General features: G+C 65.4%; 14 protein-coding genes. 9 read left to right on the plus strand and 5 right to left on the minus strand.

Annotated features, from left to right (window positions below):
- The first annotated feature begins 28 nt into the window (after nt 1–28).
- A complete protein-coding gene (locus N2602_RS09710) occupies nt 29–1195 on the plus strand; it encodes an acyl-CoA dehydrogenase family protein (protein ID WP_260382500.1) in 1167 nt (388 codons plus the stop codon).
- Nucleotides 1196–1215: 20 nt separating this feature from the next.
- Here N2602_RS09710 and N2602_RS09715 read toward each other — a convergent pair whose 3' ends face one another.
- The 3 genes from N2602_RS09715 to N2602_RS09725 all read right to left on the minus strand — a co-directional run bounded on the left by N2602_RS09715 (nt 1216) and on the right by N2602_RS09725 (nt 4195).
- On the minus strand, nt 1216–2790 hold the full coding sequence (locus N2602_RS09715; protein ID WP_260383635.1) for an AMP-binding protein: 1575 nt from the start codon (nt 2788–2790) through the stop codon (nt 1216–1218).
- 33 nt (nt 2791–2823) lie between these two features.
- A complete protein-coding gene (gene upp / locus N2602_RS09720) occupies nt 2824–3459 on the minus strand; it encodes a uracil phosphoribosyltransferase (protein WP_260382501.1) in 636 nt (211 codons plus the stop codon).
- A gap of 268 nt (nt 3460–3727) precedes the next feature.
- The gene (locus N2602_RS09725) at nt 3728–4195 is read right to left on the minus strand and encodes a hypothetical protein (RefSeq protein ID WP_260382502.1); all 468 of its coding nucleotides are present in this window, start codon (nt 4193–4195) and stop codon (nt 3728–3730) included.
- Between the two features lie 455 nt (nt 4196–4650).
- Between N2602_RS09725 and N2602_RS09730 the strand changes: the two genes are divergently transcribed.
- The 6 genes from N2602_RS09730 (at nt 4651) to N2602_RS09755 (ending at nt 12865) form a co-directional block, all read left to right on the plus strand.
- Nucleotides 4651–4740 (plus strand): K(+)-transporting ATPase subunit F, encoded by a 90-nt coding sequence (locus N2602_RS09730; protein ID WP_035698142.1) that lies wholly within the window; start codon nt 4651–4653, stop codon nt 4738–4740.
- Nucleotides 4741–4853: 113 nt separating this feature from the next.
- Nucleotides 4854–6557, plus strand: coding sequence for a potassium-transporting ATPase subunit KdpA (kdpA, locus tag N2602_RS09735; protein WP_260382503.1), 1704 nt, complete (start codon nt 4854–4856; stop codon nt 6555–6557).
- Between the two features lie 25 nt (nt 6558–6582).
- Nucleotides 6583–8697, plus strand: a complete 2115-nt coding sequence (gene kdpB, locus N2602_RS09740; RefSeq protein WP_260382504.1) for a potassium-transporting ATPase subunit KdpB — start codon at nt 6583–6585, stop codon at nt 8695–8697.
- A gap of 112 nt (nt 8698–8809) precedes the next feature.
- Nucleotides 8810–9415, plus strand: coding sequence for a K(+)-transporting ATPase subunit C (locus N2602_RS09745; protein WP_260382505.1), 606 nt, complete (start codon nt 8810–8812; stop codon nt 9413–9415).
- A 40-nt stretch (nt 9416–9455) separates the two neighbouring features.
- Nucleotides 9456–12179, plus strand: coding sequence for a sensor histidine kinase KdpD (locus N2602_RS09750; RefSeq protein WP_260382506.1), 2724 nt, complete (start codon nt 9456–9458; stop codon nt 12177–12179).
- Nucleotides 12176–12865: a response regulator gene (locus N2602_RS09755; RefSeq protein ID WP_260382507.1), complete on the plus strand. Its 690-nt coding sequence runs from the start codon at nt 12176–12178 to the stop codon at nt 12863–12865. The genes N2602_RS09750 and N2602_RS09755 overlap by 4 nt, the downstream gene beginning before the upstream one ends.
- A gap of 131 nt (nt 12866–12996) precedes the next feature.
- Here N2602_RS09755 and N2602_RS09760 read toward each other — a convergent pair whose 3' ends face one another.
- Nucleotides 12997–13875, minus strand: coding sequence for a Ku protein (locus tag N2602_RS09760; RefSeq protein WP_212254492.1), 879 nt, complete (start codon nt 13873–13875; stop codon nt 12997–12999).
- Between the two features lie 118 nt (nt 13876–13993).
- On the opposite strand from N2602_RS09760, the gene ligD reads away from it, so the two are divergent.
- The gene (gene ligD, locus N2602_RS09765) at nt 13994–16669 is read left to right on the plus strand and encodes a DNA ligase D (protein WP_260382508.1); all 2676 of its coding nucleotides are present in this window, start codon (nt 13994–13996) and stop codon (nt 16667–16669) included.
- A gap of 130 nt (nt 16670–16799) precedes the next feature.
- Here ligD and N2602_RS09770 read toward each other — a convergent pair whose 3' ends face one another.
- Nucleotides 16800–16964 carry a DUF3309 family protein gene (locus tag N2602_RS09770; RefSeq protein WP_008560028.1) on the minus strand — a complete coding sequence of 55 codons (165 nt, stop codon included), beginning with the start codon at nt 16962–16964 and terminating at the stop codon, nt 16800–16802.
- A 179-nt stretch (nt 16965–17143) separates the two neighbouring features.
- Between N2602_RS09770 and N2602_RS09775 the strand changes: the two genes are divergently transcribed.
- Nucleotides 17144–17461, plus strand: a complete 318-nt coding sequence (locus tag N2602_RS09775) for a polyhydroxyalkanoic acid system family protein (protein WP_172786889.1) — start codon at nt 17144–17146, stop codon at nt 17459–17461.

Raw genomic sequence — 17461 nt, forward strand, 5'->3', positions numbered from 1 at the left:
GAACGCAAGGCGAAGGGAGATCAAGGCCATGGATTTCGCGCTCACCGATCAGCAGGAAGCCATTCGCGACGCCATCGCCAAGATCTGCGAAGGCTTTCCCGACGCTTATTGGCTGAAGAAGGACCACGACGGCGGCTTCCCGCACGACTTCCACAAGGCGCTGGCGGATGCCGGCTGGCTCGGCATCTGCGTGCCGGAAGAATATGGCGGCTCCGGGCTCGGCATCACGGAAGCTGCGATCATGATGCGCACCATCGCCGAGTCGGGTGCCGGCATGTCCGGTGCCTCGGCGGTGCACATCAACGTGTTCGGCCTCAATCCGGTGGTCGTGTTCGGCACCGAGGAGCAGCGCAGGCGCATGCTGCCGCCGATGGTCGAGGGCCGCGAGAAGGCGTGCTTTGCCGTCACCGAGCCGAACACCGGCCTCAACACCACCCAGCTCAAGACCCGCGCGGTCGCCAAGAACGACCGCTACATCGTCAACGGTCAGAAGGTGTGGATCTCGACCGCGCAGGTCGCGCACAAGATTTTGCTGCTGGCGCGCACCACGCCGCTGGAGGAGGTGCGCTCGCCGACCCACGGGCTCAGCCTGTTCTATACGGACTTCGACCGCAACAAGATCAAGGTCCACGAGATCGAGAAGATGGGCCGCAAGATCGTCGATTCCAACGAGCTGTTCTTCGAGGATTTTGAGATCCCGATGGAGGACCGGATCGGCGAGGAAGGCAAAGGCTTCGAGTACATCCTCGAGGGGATGAATCCGGAACGAATTCTCATCGCGGCCGAGGCGGTCGGTTTGGGAAAACTCGCGCTGTCGCGCGCGACCGAATACGCCAAGACTCGCGTCGTGTTCAATCGTCCGATCGGCAAGAATCAAGGCATCCAGCATCCGCTCGCGGTGAACTGGGTCGAGCTCGAGGCGGCCTGGCTGATGGTGATGTCGGCGGCCTGGCAATACGACAAGGGCATGCCGTGCGGCGCGGCGGCCAATGCCGCGAAGTATCTGGCGGGCGAAGCGGGCTTCTCGGCCTGCGAGCAGGCGGTGATGACCCATGGCGGCTTCGGCTACGCCAAGGAATTCCACGTCGAGCGCTATTTGCGCGAGGTGCTGATCCCGCGCATCGCGCCGGTCAGCCCGCAGCTCGCGCTCAGCTTCATCGCGGAAAAGGTGCTGGGGCTCGCCAAATCGTACTGAACAAGTCGTACTGAACGGGTCTATTCGGCGGCGATCCGCTCCATCGCCATGGCGCGAAGCCTGGCGCGCTGGATCTTGACGCCGTTGGCACTGTCGGTGACGGGGAAGGCGTCCACGACATAGATCCGCGCCGGCACCTTGTAGCCGGCGAGCCGCTCGCGCAAACGCGCGATCAGGGTCTCCTGCATGGGCGGCTTCGTCGTCGGGATCACGAAGGCGACACAGCGCGCCTGCCCCTTGAGATCGACTGCGACGACCTGGGCGTCGGCGACACCGGCGCAGGATTTGAGCTCGTCCTCGATCTCCCCGGGCGCGACCAGGAAGCCGCCGAGGCGCATCGCATCGCCGGCGCGGGTCTCGTAGACGAAGGATCCGTCGCCGCGCAGACGGCCGATGTCGCCGGTGCGGAAGAAGCCGTCGGCGGTGATCGCCTCGCGCGTCGCCTCAGAATTGTTGAAATAGCCGAGGAAACGCGAGGGCGCGCTGATCTCGATCTCGCCGGAGACGTCGCTTGCGGCGAGCTCGCCGGTCTCGACATCGCGCACGCGGACGTTCGCTTCCGGCGACATCGGCCAGCCGCCGCCCTCGATCCGATCGGCAAAGGCATCACTGGAGCGGCCGATCGAGAACAGCGCCTGCACCTCGCTCGAGCCGTAGAGGCCGAACAGCTTCAGGCCGCGCGCCTCGGCCTCCGCGGCCAGCTCGCGCCAGCCGGGCTGGAACGCAGCGAAACCGCAGAGTTCAAGATGTGGAAACGGGCGCGGCGCATCGGTGAGGGCGAGGATGCGCCGGAACATCTCGTCAGAGCCGAACGAATGCGTGATCCGTTGCGTGCTGAGGATCTGCAGCGCCGGCGCTGCTTCGAAAGCATCGAGCACATGAATGGTCGCTCCGCTCGCGAGGAAACCGAGCAGGCTCGTCATGCCGAACGTGCCGCAGAACGGCAGCATCGCCAGCAGCGAATGACGGCGGGGATCGAGCTGGAGCGCGTCGGCAACGGAGGCGGCGTGCGTCGCCAGCGTCGCTTGCGAATGCGCGACCAGCTTCGGCCCCTTGGTGGTGCCCGACGTGGTGTAGAGCAGCACGGGCAGGTCGACGTCATCCTGGGGCGGCGGAGCTGGCGGGTACGGCGTCTCGAACGCATCGAACCGCACGCAGGGCCAGCGTGCCGGGATCGCATCCGCGCCGACCACGGCAAGCCGTTGCAGCGTGGGCACCTCGGCCTCGGCGATATCGGCGAGGATGGCGGCAAAGTCGATCGCGCGGAATGCCGCTTCGACCACCATGAGCTTCGCGCCTGACAGCTTGAGGAGGTGCGCGACTTCCGCGCTGCGATAGCGCGTATTGACGGCGGCGACGATCGCGCCGAGCCGTGCGGCGGCGAACAACAGTGCGAGCCATTCGACCCGGTTGACCAGCCAGACCGCGACGACGTCGCCCTTGCCGATGCCTTGCGCCGCAAGCCAGGCGGCGGTCTGCTCGATCTTCGCCGAGAATTCCGCGCGCGAGACGGCGTTGCCGTCGAAGACCAAGGCAGGATCGGCCGCGCTCTTGATCCGGAGCAGCGATTGCAGCGAAACGTCGTTGGCGCTCATGGCCATCGGACTAACCCGATCGCGAAAACCTGTCTACTTGGTGCCGAACATCCGGTCGCCGGCATCGCCCAGGCCCGGCACGATGTAACCGTGGTCGTTGAGCCGCTCGTCGATCGCGGCGGTCCAGATCGGCACGTCGGGATGCTCGCTCTGGAACTTGGCGATGCCCTCGGGCGCGGCCAGGAGGCAGACAAAGCGGATGTCGCGGGCGCCGCGGGCCTTGAGCAGGGAGGCGCCGGCGCAGGCCGAGTTGCCGGTCGCCAGCATCGGATCCATCAGGATCACGGTGCGGTCGGACAGGTCTTGCGGCGCCTTGAAGTAATATTCCACGGCCTGCAACGTCTCGGGGTCGCGGTAGAGCCCGATATGGGCGATGCGTGCCGAGGGCATCAGCGCCAGCATGCCGTCGAGAAAGCCGACGCCGGCGCGCAGGATCGGCGCCAGCGTGAGCTTCTTGCCGGCGATCTTCGGCGCCTGCATGGCCGCAATCGGCGTCTCGATCTCGACCAGCTCCAGCGGCAGGTCGCGCGTCACCTCGTAGCCGAGCAGCATCCCGATCTCGTTCAGGATCTCGCGGAAGCTCTTGGTCGAGCGGTCCTTCTCCCGCATCAGGGAGAGCTTGTGCTGGACCAGGGGGTGGGCGACGACGTTGACGTTGCTGATGCTCATGAAACCGCTCTACACGGTTCCGTGAAACTGCGCCAGATCGGCCAGGTACTTTTAGGCAAAGCCTTTTCCGCGGGATAGGCGGCCTCAACCGGGCATCGCCACCGCGGTTGCTCACTTCACAGGCAGCCATGGTCAGCTCGCGGTCGATCGCGTGCGAGATCGGACGAGCTAGACCCCGTGCCTCGCGCCGCCCTCTGTCAGACCTGAAGTAGCCTGTGATTTCCACGAAGAATCGATCGACGGCGCCGAGGCTGATTGGCGGACGGGCCTAGCCGAAATGATCGCAGGCGACCGGCTCATAAAGTGGGTCCAGCATCGGATGGACCGAACGAACGCTCGGGCGCGATACGTGGGCGGTCAGCGCCCGCACCTCGACGAATGCCGACAACAGGGCGAGCGCGAGGTCGGCATGGCGTGCCTCGACTGCGACATCCAGCCAATCCGGCAGCTCGCGCTCGCGCGACAGCGCGCAATGCCACTCGCCGTCATCGTAGGCGATGCGGCGGACCTGCCACATCGGCAGCTCCAGCTCCATCACAACCAGTGCGGCATCGGCCCATGCCCCGACATCGATCAGGCGCGTGAGGCGTGCGGTGCGCTCGCTGTCTCCGAGCGAAGGGATGCGCCGGCAGGCGTGTCCGATGATGTCGAGCATCAGCGGCCGCGTCGTCGCATGTGCCTTGCGCAGCCGCTCGGCGAGCGAGGGGAGATCGAGCGGGCGGAGAGCGGCGGTCATGTCAGGCCTCCTGGAAGTGGCGTCGGTCAGTCGGCCGGCGTCGCCAAGATGGCCTGGAGGGGATTTGAAAACGAGATGGGGTTCGGGCGCGAGATATAGGGATTCCATAAGTGGACGGGGGCCTTCCGGGTAGCGCGATCGTCCCTCGACTTTCGTTCTTGCCAGGGCCGCCCGCCGAGACGGGCCGGCCTTTATGAGATTCCTATAACGTCGCCATAGGCCTCATCTCGAAAACTTATGGGCGCGGTGGCACCTCAGCGCGGTGAAGTTTCCGGCCGCGCCGCGATCGATCGCAGCAAGCGGCCAGCCGGAATCCAGAGACGGCTATGCCGGACATCGTCTCGCTTGAGGAGTATCGCCATGATGGACCTTTTGATGCTGGCGCTGGGCTTCGTCTTCTTTGCCCTCGCGATCGGCTACACCTATGCCTGCGAACGGCTGTGAGGGAGCGGACCATGATCTTCGATTATGCGCTCGCCGGCGCCGTTTCGTTCGGCCTCCTGATCTATCTCACCTATGCACTGCTGCGGCCCGAGCGGTTCTGACGCCGTGCTGCTGCTCGTCGAATTGCTGCTGGCCGGCGCTGCGCTCGTCACGGGCCTGCTCGCGCTGCTCCTGCCGCTCTTGCGCCGGACCAAAAGCCTGAAGGGTTGATGCCATGACTGTGATCGGTTGGTTCCAGATCATTCTTTATTGCACGATCGTGGTCGCACTGACCAAGCCGCTCGGCTGGTACATGACGCGCGTATTCAACGGCGAGCGCACCTTCCTGTCGCCCGTCCTGCGCCCGATCGAAGCCGGCATCTATTGGATCTCCGGCGTCGACGAGAAGCGCGAGCAGCACTGGCTCACCTACACGGTCGCGATGCTGCTGTTCCATGTCGGCGGCTTCCTCATCATCTACGGCCTGATGCGGCTGCAGGCCGTGCTGCCATTCAACCCGGCCGGCCAGTCCGCGGTCGCCGAGGATCTGTCCTTCAACACCGCGATCTCCTTCATCACCAACACCAACTGGCAGAACTACGGCGGCGAGAGCACGCTGTCCTATTTGACCCAGATGGTCGGCCTGACGCACCAGAATTTCCTCTCGGCGGCGACCGGAATCGTGCTTGCCGTTGCCCTGATCCGCGGCTTTGCCCGCGCTTCCATGCGTACAGTCGGCAACTTCTGGGTCGATGTGACCCGCTGCACGCTCTACATCCTGCTGCCGATCTGCGTCGTGTTCACACTGTTCCTGGTCTGGCAGGGCATCCCGCAAACGCTTGGAGATTACGTCGAAGCGACCACGCTCGAGGGCGCCAGGCAGACCATCGCGGTCGGCCCGGTCGCCTCGCAGGTCGCGATCAAGATGCTGGGGACCAACGGCGGCGGCTTCTTCAATGCCAATGCCGCGCATCCCTTCGAGAATCCGACCGCGCTGTCGAACTTCGTGCAGATGCTGTCGATCTTCGTGCTCGGCGCGGCGCTCACCAACGTGTTCGGCCGCATGGTCGGCAACCAGCGCCAGGGCTGGGCGATCCTCGCCGTAATGGGCGTGCTGTTCGTCGCCGGCGTCGCCGTTTGCTATTGGGCTGAAGCCAGCGGCACCTCGACCCTGCATGCGCTCGGCCTGACCGGCGGCAACATGGAAGGCAAAGAGGTTCGCTTCGGCATCGTCGCCTCCTCGCTGTTCGCCGTGATCACGACGGCCGCCTCCTGCGGCGCGGTCAACGCCATGCATGACAGCTTCACCGCGCTCGGCGGCATGATCCCGCTGATCAACATGCAGCTCGGTGAGATCATCATCGGCGGCGTCGGCGCCGGCCTGTACGGCATGCTGCTGTTCGTCGTCCTCTCGATCTTCGTCGCAGGCTTGATGGTGGGCCGCACGCCGGAATATGTCGGCAAGAAGATCGAGGCGCGCGAGGTCAAGATGGCGATGCTCGCGATCCTTGTGCTGCCGCTGATGTATCTCGGCTGGACCGCGGTCGGCGTGGTCTATCCGGCTGCTGTCGCCTCGATGGCGAATGCCGGCCCGCACGGCTTCACCGAGGTGCTTTACGCCTTCACCTCGGCGACAGGCAACAACGGCTCGGCCTTCGCAGGGCTCACCGGCAACACCTTCTTCTACAATCTCACGCTCGCATCGGCGATGTTCGTCGGCCGCTTCTTCATGATCGTTCCGGCGATGGCGATTGCGGGCGCGCTCGCCGCCAAGAAGTCGATTCCGCCGTCGGCCGGTACGTTCCCAACCACCGGCGGGCTGTTCGTCGGCCTCGTCGTCGGCGTGATCCTGATCATCGGCGGCCTCACCTTCTTCCCGGCGCTCGCGCTCGGCCCCATCGTCGAGCACCTCGCGATGAACGCGGGCCAAGTGTTCTGACTTCTGATTGTTTGGAGTGACCTCCATGGATACGATGAAACTGCAAAAGCGCGCTCCGATGTCGGCGATGCTCGATCCCAGGATCGTGCTCCCTGCGATCCGGGCGTCCTTCACCAAGCTCGACCCGCGGCTGATGGTGAAGAACCCCGTGATGTTCGTGGTCGAGATCGTCGCCGCGCTCACCACGGTGATCTTCCTGCGCGACCTCGTCACGGGCGGAGCGAGCCTCGGCTTCACCTTCCAGATCATCCTCTGGCTCTGGTTCACGGTGCTGTTCGCCAATTTCGCTGAAGCCGTTGCGGAAGGCCGCGGCAAGGCGCAGGCCGAATCGCTGCGCAAGACCCGCACCGAGAGCCAGGCCAAGCTTTTGACCGGCGCCGGCCAGGCTTTCAAGCTAGTGCCGGGCACCAGCCTGAAGGTCGGCGACATCGTGCTGGTCGAAGCCGGCGACACCATTCCGTCCGACGGCGAGGTGATCGAGGGCGTCGCCTCCGTCAACGAGGCCGCCATTACCGGCGAGTCTGCGCCCGTGATCCGCGAATCCGGCGGCGACCGTTCGGCGGTGACCGGCGGCACGCAGGTGCTGTCGGATTGGATCCGGGTGCGCATCACGGCAGCCCAAGGCTCGACCTTCATCGATCGCATGATCAAGCTGGTCGAAGGCGCCGAGCGGCAGAAGACGCCGAACGAGATCGCGCTCAACATCCTGCTCGCCGGCCTCACCATCATCTTCGTGTTCGCCACCGTCACCATTCCGAGCTACGCGGCCTATGCCGGCGGCTCGATCTCGGTGATCGTGCTGGTCGCGCTGTTCGTGACGCTGATCCCGACCACGATTGGCGCGCTGTTGTCGGCGATCGGCATCGCCGGCATGGACCGCCTGGTGCGCTTCAACGTGCTGGCGATGTCGGGCCGTGCGGTCGAGGCCGCCGGCGACGTCGACACGCTGCTGCTCGACAAGACCGGCACCATCACGCTGGGCAACCGGCAGGCGACCGCGTTCCGCCCCGTTCGCGGCGTGACCGAGCAGGAGCTGGCGGATGCCGCCCAACTTGCCTCGCTCGCAGACGAGACACCCGAAGGCCGCTCCATCGTCGTGCTGGCAAAGGAGAAATACGGCATCCGCGGCCGCGACATGGCGGAGCTGGGTGCCACCTTCATCCCGTTTACGGCGCAGACCCGCATGAGCGGCGTCGATGCCGGCGGCTCGTCGGTGCGCAAGGGCGCGGTCGATGCCATGCTCAATTATGTCGGCGGCGGCGCGCCGCTGGCGGTTGCCTCCGGCAACACGGCGCGGGCGATGCAGCCTGCTGCGCTCTCGGAGGTGGGCCGTGAGACCCAGGCCATTGCCGATGAAGTCTCGAAATCCGGCGGCACGCCGCTGGCTGTCGCCAAGGACGGCAGGCTGCTCGGGATCGTCCAGCTCAAGGACATCGTCAAGGGCGGCATCCGCGAGCGCTTCGCCGAGCTGCGCCGCATGGGCATCCGCACCATCATGATCACCGGCGACAACCCGATGACGGCGGCCGCCATCGCCGCGGAAGCCGGCGTCGACGATTTCCTGGCGCAGGCAACGCCCGAGGACAAGCTCAAGCTGATCCGCGACGAGCAGGCCAAGGGCAAGCTGGTGGCGATGTGCGGCGACGGCACCAACGACGCGCCGGCGCTCGCCCAGGCCGATGTCGGCGTCGCCATGAACACCGGCACCCAGGCCGCCCGTGAGGCCGGCAACATGGTCGACCTCGACTCCAACCCGACCAAGCTGATCGAGGTGGTCGAGATCGGCAAGCAGCTGCTGATGACGCGTGGCGCGCTGACGACGTTCTCGATCGCCAACGACGTCGCCAAATATTTCGCGATCATCCCGGCGATGTTCCTGGCGTTCTACCCGCAACTGAACGTGCTCAACGTCATGAATCTGTCGAGCCCGCAGAGCGCCATCCTGTCGGCGATCATCTTCAACGCGCTCGTCATCATCGCGCTGATCCCGCTCGCGCTGAAGGGCGTCGCCTACCGCGCCGTCGGCGCCGGCGCGCTGCTCCGCCGCAACCTCTTGATCTACGGGCTCGGCGGCATCGTCATTCCCTTCATCGGCATTAAGGTGATCGACCTCGCGGTGACCGCCTTGCACTTGGCATAACCTCGTCATTGCGAGGAGCGAAGCGACGAAGCAATCCAGACTGCCTCATCGGAAAGACCCCCTGGATTGCTTCGCTTCGCTCGCAATGACGAAAAGACAGAGGAGACCTAACATGCTCAGAGAAATCCGCCCCGCCATCGTCCTGCTGCTGGCGCTCACCGCCATCACCGGGCTTGCCTACCCGCTCGCCATGACCGGCATGGCGGGCGCGCTGTTTCCCGTACAGGCGCAAGGCAGCCTGATCGAGAAAGACGGCAAGGTGATCGGCTCCGCCCTGATCGGGCAGGAGTTCAAAGACGACAAATATTTCCACGGCCGCCCCTCGGCGACGCTGGCGCCGGACCCGAACGACTCGGCCAAGACGGTGTCCGCGCCCTACAATGCCGCCAATTCGGGCGGCTCCAATCTCGGCCCGACCAGCAAGGCGCTGGCCGACCGGTTGAAGGAAGATGTGGACAAGCTCAGGCGCGAGAATCCGAACGCCTCGGTGCCGGTCGATCTGGTGACGACCTCGGCCAGCGGCCTCGACCCGGACATCTCGCCGGAAGCGGCGCAATTCCAGGTGCCGCGCGTGGCGAAGGCGCGGAGTCTGCCTGAGGATCAGGTCAAGCAGCTTGTGACCGCCAGCACCGAAGGCCGCCTGCTCGGCCTGCTCGGCGAGCCCAGGGTTAACGTTCTGGCGCTGAATCTCGCGCTCGATCGCATGGCCGCGAAGTAGCCGTCTAGGCTCGCAGTGTGGGGGTGATTATACTGGCAAGATGGTCCGAGAGCGCCGCGATCCCGAACAACGTCCGTCCCCGGAGGCCCTGCTGGAAGCGGCGCGCCGGGAGGAGAGCGCGAGCGGCAGGCTGAAGATCTTCGTCGGCGCCGCTCCCGGCGTCGGCAAGACCTACGAGATGCTGCAAAGCGCCCATGCCAAGCGCAAGGCCGGCATCGATGTCGTGGTCGGCTTCGTCGAGACCCATGGCCGCGCCGAGACCGAGGCGCTGGTGCGCGGCCTCGAAGTGGTGCCGCGCAAACGGCTGGACTACCGCGGCCAGATCGTCGAGGAGATGGACCTCGACGCGGTGATCGCGCGGCGGCCGCAGATTGCGCTGGTCGACGAGCTCGCCCACACCAATGCGCCCCTTTGCCGCCACCCCAAGCGCTATCTCGACGTCGAGGAGCTGCTCTCGCACGGCATCGACGTCTACACCGCCGTCAACATCCAGCACATCGAGAGCCTGAACGACGTCGTTGCCCAGATCACCCATGTCAGGGTGCGCGAAACCGTGCCGGATTCGGTGTTCGACCGTGCCGACGCCATCGAGCTGATCGACCTCACGCCAGACGACCTGATCCAGCGGCTGAAGGAGGGCAAGGTCTATGTGCCCAAGCAGGCCGAGCGGGCGCTGGAGCATTATTTCTCGCCGGGCAACCTCACGGCGCTGCGTGAGCTCGCCCTGCGCCGCACCGCCGAGCGGGTCGACGAGCAGCTGCTCAACCACATGCAGGCGAATGCGATTCCCGGGCCCTGGGCCGCGGGCGAGCGCATCCTGGTCTGCGTCAGCGAGGATCCCCGCGCGGCCGGCCTCGTGCGCTACACCAAGCGGCTGGCCGACCGGCTCCATGCGCCGTTCACCGCGATCTCGATCGAGACGCGGCGATCGCTGCAATTGTCCGACGAGGAGCGGGATCGGCTGGCCGATACGCTGCGGCTCGCGGAATCGCTCGGCGGCGAGGCGCTGACCATTCCCGCCGTCGGCCGCCGCATCGCCGACGACGTCGTCAATTTCGCGCAAGGCAACAACGTCACCCAGATCGTGATCGGCAAATCGACGCGCTCGCGCTGGTTCGAGATGACGCGCGGCTCCGTCGTGCACGATCTGGTGCGCCGCGCGGGCAATATCAGCGTTCACGTCATCCCCGGCGACGAGCTTTCCGGAGAGGCCGCGCCCAAGATGGCGGTGCAGACCGCCGCACGATCCGAGCCATTCGATCCCTTGCCTTATCTCAAGGCGCTTGGAATCGTGCTTGTGGGTCTCGGCGCGGCCAAGTTGATCCAGCCTTATTTCGGCATTGAGAACGTCGACCTGGTGCTGCTGACCGCGGTGGTCGCGGTGGCCGTGCGCTATGGCCTGTGGCCGTCGCTGCTGGCGACCGTCGCGGCCTCGCTGTCCTACAATTTCTTCTTCCTGCCGCCGATCTACACTTTCACGATCACCGACCCGACCAATGTCGCCGCCTTCGTGCTGTTCCTGGTGGTGGCGATGATCGTCTCCAATGTGGCGGCGCGCGTGCGCATCCAGGCCGACACCGCGATCGGCCGGATCAGGATGACCGAGCAGCTCTATGCCTTCAGCCGCAAGCTCGCCGGCACCGCCACGCTCGACGACGTCTTGTGGGCGAGTGCCTACCAGACCGCATTGATGCTCAAGGTGCGCGTGGTGCTGTTGTTGCCGGATGAAGGCCTGCTCACGGTGAAATCAGGCTATCCGCCCGAGGACGAGCTCGACCAGGCCGACCTTGCCGCCGCCAACTGGGCGTGGAGCAACGATCGCCCCGCCGGCCGCGGCTCGGACACCTTGCCAGGCGCAAAACGGCTGTTCCTGCCGATGCGCACCGGGCGCGGCCCGATCGGCGTGATCGGCATCGACAACGACCGCACCGGCCCGCTGCTGACGCCGGACCAGCGCCGGCTGCTCGATGCGCTGGTCGACCAGGGCGCGCTCGCGATCGAGCGCGTGCTGCTGGTCGAGGACATGGACCGCGTCAAGCGCACCGTCGAATCCGAGCGGCTGCGCTCTGCACTGTTGACCTCGATCTCGCACGATCTGAAGACGCCGCTGGCGTCGGTGTTGGGCGCAGCCTCGACCATGCGCGATCTCGCCGGTGCGCTCTCCGACACCGAGAAGCGCGACCTGCTCGCCACCGTGATCGACGAATCCGAGCGGCTCAACCGCTTCATCGCCAATCTGCTCGACATGACCAAGCTCGAATCCGGCGCGATCGTGCCCAACACGGCGCTGCACGATCTCGGCGAAATCGTGGGCAGCGCGCTGCGGCGCGCCAGCAAGATCCTCAGCCGCCACAAGGTCGAGCTGGTGCTGGCCGCCGATCTGCCGATGCTCCAGCTCGATGCCGTGCTGTTCGAGCAGGTGCTGTTCAATCTGCTCGACAACGCCGCAAAGTACGCGCCGCCGGAGACGACGATCTCAATCCGCGGCCGGCGCGACGGTGCTCATGTCGTGCTCGAGATCGCCGACGAGGGCGCCGGCATTCCGGCGGACGAGCTCGAGAGCGTGTTCGACAAGTTCTATCGCGTGCAGAAGGGCGATCACGTCCGTCCCGGCACCGGGCTCGGGCTTGCCATCTCCCGCGGCTTCGTCGAGGCCATGCGCGGCACGATCTCCGCTGCCAATCGCAGCGAGCGAAGCGGCGCGGTGCTCACCGTTCGCCTGCCGGTTCCGGCAGAGAACCACGCATTGGATACCGCCGCATGAGCGCCGCTCCGATCAAGGTCCTGGTCATCGACGACGAGCCGCCGATCCGCAAATTGCTGCGGATGGGGCTTACGACGCAGGGCTATGACATCCTGGAAGCGCCGAACGGCAAGACGGCGCTGGAGAAGCTCGACGAGGAGCCGGCGCTGATCATCCTCGATCTCGGACTGCCCGACGTTCAGGGCCATGAGCTGCTCCGCACCATCCGCGCCCGCAACGAAGGCGTGCCGATCGTGGTGCTGTCGAGCCGCGGCGACGAAGCCGGCAAGGTCCAGGCGCTAGATCTCGGCGCCGACGATTATCTGACCAAGCCGTTCGGGATGGAGGAGCTCCTGGCGCGCCTGCGCGCCGCGTTGCGCCACCAGCTTCAGGTCAAGGGTGAACGTCCGGTGTTCCGCACCGGCGATCTCTCGGTCGATCTCGTCCGCCGCATCGTCAAGGTCGGGGATCGCGACGTGAAGCTCTCGCCGAAGGAATACGACCTGCTGCGCGTGCTGGTGCAGCACGCCGGCAAGGTGCTCACCCATCGCTTCCTGCTGAAGGAGCTGTGGGACGAATTGACCGACGCGCAATATCTGCGCGTCTATGTCCGCCAGCTCCGCCAGAAGATCGAAGCCGATCCGGAGCGGCCGCAATACGTGCTGACGGAAACCGGGATCGGGTATCGGCTGAAGGCGGGGGATTGACGGTATTATTTGTGGCGCGATGGCGTCCCCACATCGTCATTGCGAGCGCAGCGAAGCAATCCAGAGTCCCGCCGCGGAGGCGGTCTGGATTGCTTCGTCGCAAGGGCTCCTCGCAATGACGCCGGTGTAAACTAGCCCGCCTTCCTGTGCCGCGCCGTCGACCGGTGCGCCTTCTTCGGAGCGTGCCGCCGCCCCGTCGCGCGGCGCGCATGCGACTTCGCCGCCGTCTTCTTGCCGCCCTTCAGGCTCTGCTTCAGTGCGTCCATCAGGCTGACGACGTTGCTCGGCCGCTCCTCGGGCTCGGGCAGCTCGATCTTCTTGCCGCTGGCCTTGCGCTTCACCAGGGCCTTCAGCGCGTCCTCGTATTCGTCCTTGAACTTGCTGGGGTCGAAATGCGCCGCCTTGGTCTGCAGGATGTGGCCGGCGAGCTCGACCATGTCCTTGGTGATCTTCGGGCTCTTGATGTCGTCGAAGAACTGGTCCTCCTCGCGCAGCTCGTAAGGGAAGCGCAGCGTGGTGCCGAGCAGGCCCTTGCCGAGCGGCTCGATCGCCATGACGTGCTCGCGGTTGGTCAGAACGATCTTGGCGAGGGCGACGCGTTCCTGGTCCTTCATCGCGTCGCGGATCACCGCGAACGCATCGGCCGCCGCCTTGCCGTCGGGCGCGATGTAATAGGGATGGTTGAGAAAGCGCTGATCGATCTCCTCGCGCGGCACGAAGCTCTCGATGTCGATGGTATGGTTGCTCTCGATCTGGACCGCTTCGAGCTCCTCCGGCTCGATCTCGACATACTTGCCCTTGCGCAGCTCGTAACCGCGGCCCTTCTGGTCGCTCTCGACGACGTCACCGGTCTCGGAATCGATCATCTGCTGCTTGAGCCGGTTCCCGGTCTCGCGGTTGATCAGGTGAAAGCGCGTCTTCTCGGCCGCGGTGGTCGCCGGATAAAGCACGACCGGGCAACTGACCAGCGACAGCTTCAACGTTCCCTTCCAATAGGCGCGCGGGGCCATTCCATTCTCCAGCGTTTTCAAGGCGTTTTGGAACCCCAACCGTCCCATCGGGTTTTGGTTCCGGGCGGGACTTTCGCCGTGATAGGCTTTGAGTGCCGAACGAGAAGCGGGACCGGTCGTGCTGCAAAAACTTTCCACTTACCGACAGAAACGCGACTTCGAGAAAACGCCGGAGCCATCGGGCAAGTCCGCCGTGGCGCCATCGAAACAGCGGCGCTTCGTGATTCAGAAGCATGATGCGAGCCGGCTGCATTACGATCTCAGGCTCGAATTCGACGGCGTGTTCAAGTCCTGGGCGGTGACGAAGGGGCCCTCGCTCGATCCCCATGACAAGCGGCTCGCGGTCGAGGTCGAGGACCATCCGCTCGATTATGGCGATTTCGAAGGCACGATTCCGGAAGGCCAGTACGGCGGCGGCACCGTGATGTTGTGGGACCGCGGCACCTGGGACTCGGACGATCCGGAAGCCGGCTTCAAGAAGGGCGATCTGAAGTTCACCCTCCATGGCGACAAGCTGCAGGGAAGCTGGGTCCTGGTGCGGATGCGCAACCGCGGCGGCGAGAAGCGGACCAACTGGCTGCTGATCAAGCATCGCGATGAAGATGCTCGCGAAGGCGCGGACAACGATATTCTCGAGCAGGACAAGTCTGTCGCCTCCGGCCGCACCATGGAGCAGATCGCCGCGGGCAAGGGCCGCGCGCCGAAGCCGTTCATGCTGGCCAAGGGCACCAAGGGCAAGGCCGACGCAGTCTGGCAGTCCAATCGTGCCGAGGAGACGAAAGGGCGCACGGTGAAGCCGGCGCCGCGCACCGCATTGAAGGCCGGCAAAGCGGCGAAGACAAGTGCCACGACCGCGACGAGCGCCAAGAAGGTGTCGGAGATGCCGGATTTCGTTGCGCCGCAGCTCTGCACGCTGGTCGAGCGGCCGCCCGGAGACGAGGGCTGGTGCCACGAGATCAAGTTCGACGGCTATCGCGTTCAGCTCCGGGTCGAGGACGGCGAGGCGACGCTGAAGACCCGCAAGGGTCTCGACTGGACGAGCAAGTTCGCCTCCATCGCCGAGGAGGCGGCCGCGCTGCCGGACGTGATGATCGACGGCGAGATCGTCGCGCTCGACCATAACGGTGCGCCGAACTTCTCCTCGCTGCAAGCGGCCCTGTCCGACGGCAACACCGACGACCTGATTTTCTTTGCCTTCGATCTGCTGTTCGCGGAGAACGAGGATTGCCGCCGCCTGCCGCTCAGCGAACGCAAGGCCCGGCTGAAGCAGCTGCTGGGCCAGCGCAAGCGGAAATCGACCCAGCTCCGCTATGTCGAGCATTTCGAGAGCGGCGGCGATGCCGTGCTGCAATCGGCCTGCAAGCTCGAGCTCGAAGGCGTGGTGTCGAAGAAGCTGAACGCGCCCTATCGCTCGGGGCGCACCGAGAGCTGGGTCAAGTCGAAATGCCGCGCCGGCCATGAGGTGGTGATCGGCGGTTACAAGACCACCAACGGCAAATTCCGCTCGCTGATGGCAGGCGTGCAGCGCGGCGATCATCTCGCCTTCGTCGGAATGGTCGGCACCGGCTTTGGCGCGGACAAGGTCAAGCGCCTCATGCCGTCTCTCAAGGCCATGGAGGTCAAGGAGAGCCCATTCGGCGGCAAGAACGCGCCGAAGAAGACGCGGGACGTGCACTGGCTGAAGCCGGAGCTCGTCGCCGAAATCGAGTTCGCGGGCTTCACGGCCGACGGCAATATACGCCAGGCGGCGTTCAAGGGGTTGCGGCAGGACAAGCCGGCCGAGGAAGTCCAGGCCGAGACGCCCGTCGATACCGAGCTCGCCGAGCCCCGGGCCAGGAAGGCGGCGCGCACGAAGGCGGGCGGACGAGCGAAGCAGACCGCTCAAAATGCCGAGGTCATGGGCGTCGTCATCTCCAAGCCGGACAAGGAGCTCTGGCCCGACGACGGCGATGGTGGCGCCGTCACCAAGCTGGACCTTGCCCGCTATCTCGAAGCCGTCGGCGAGTGGATGATCGCGCATCTCAAGGGCCGGCCGTGTTCGCTGATCCGCGCGCCCGACGGCATCAAGGGCGAGTGCTTCTTCCAGCGCCATGCGATGCAGGGGACGTCGAACCTTCTGGAGCTCGCGCGGGTCTCCGGCGACCGCAAGCCCTATCTTCAGATCGACCGGATCGAAGGGCTCGCCGCGGTGGCGCAGATCGGCGGCGTCGAGCTGCATCCCTGGAACTGCGCGCCCTATGCCTACGACACCCCGGGCCGGCTGGTGTTCGACCTCGATCCCGCGCCCGACGTCGACTTCGCCGACGTCGTCGAGGCGGCCAAGGAGATGCGGCAGCGGCTCGCCGACATCGGCATGGACAGCTTCTGCAAGACCACGGGCGGCAAGGGCCTGCACGTCGTGGTGCCACTGCTTCATGGCGCGCGCGACAAGGTGAGCTGGAAGGAGGCCAAGGCCTTTGCGCAAGGCGTCTGCCAGTGGATGGCCGACGACGATCCCGAACGCTATCTGCTCAACATGTCGAAGAAGCTGCGCAAGGGAAAGATCTTCCTGGATTATCTGCGCAACGACCGCATGTCGACGGCGGTGGCCCCGTTGTCGCCGCGAGCCCGCGCCGGGGCCACGGTCTCGATGCCGCTGACCTGGGCGCAGGTGAAGAGCGATCTCGATCCCAAGCGATACACGCTACGCACCGTGCCGGTCCTGCTGGCGCGATCGAAGGCGTGGGAGGGTTATGACGATGCCGCCGCATCGATCAAGGCGGCGATGAAGAAGCTGGCAGGGAAGGTGAAGTAGGTCGTCGCTGTTGCGACGAAGGCGGGTGCCGTAGGGTGGGCAAAACGAAGCGTGCCCACCACCTGCTTTCGTTCGAGCGATGAGGTGGGCACGGCGCGCCGCGCCTTTGCCCACCCTACCAAGTCTGCATCTAGATCCTACCCATCAGCAGAAGGATCAGCAGAATGACGATGACAAGCCCGAGGCCGCCGCCGCCGTAATAGCCGGTGCCGTAGAACGGCCCGCCGCCGATGCCGCTGAAGCCGCCGAGCAGGGCGATGATCAAAATGATCAGAATGATCGTGCCGATTGACATGCGAATCTCCTCCAGCCCTTTGTTCAAAGGGTCGTTGCAACCTGTCCCGTTGTGCGGGGGCAACTTGCCGCAGGTTGTAAAGTTCCGGCTTTGAAACACGGACGGGGGATCAACTTGCATGGAACCTTTGTTGGTCGACCTGACATGATTATGTGGAGTTAGTCAGAAGAGGCAGGACCATGTCAGCACCGCTCGTCGTCTCAATTCCGCATCGTCTCGGCCGTGAAGAGGCGGTGCGCCGGCTGAAGACTGGGCTTGGCCGCGCCGCAGCAAGCATTCCCGTGATGCAGGTCGAGGAGGAACGCTGGAGCGGCGACACCATGAATTTCCGCATCCGCGCGCTCGGCCAGGTCGCGACCGGGCAGGTCGATGTCGCCGACGATCAGGTCCGGGTCGAGGTGGTGCTGCCCTGGCTGTTGCAGCGCTTTGCCGAGATGGCGCAGGCGACGATCAGGAAGCGCGGCCAATTGCTGCTGACCAAAGACGGGGGCAAGTGA

It is taken from the genome of Bradyrhizobium sp. NC92 (assembly GCF_025200865.1).
Lineage (GTDB): Bacteria > Pseudomonadota > Alphaproteobacteria > Rhizobiales > Xanthobacteraceae > Bradyrhizobium.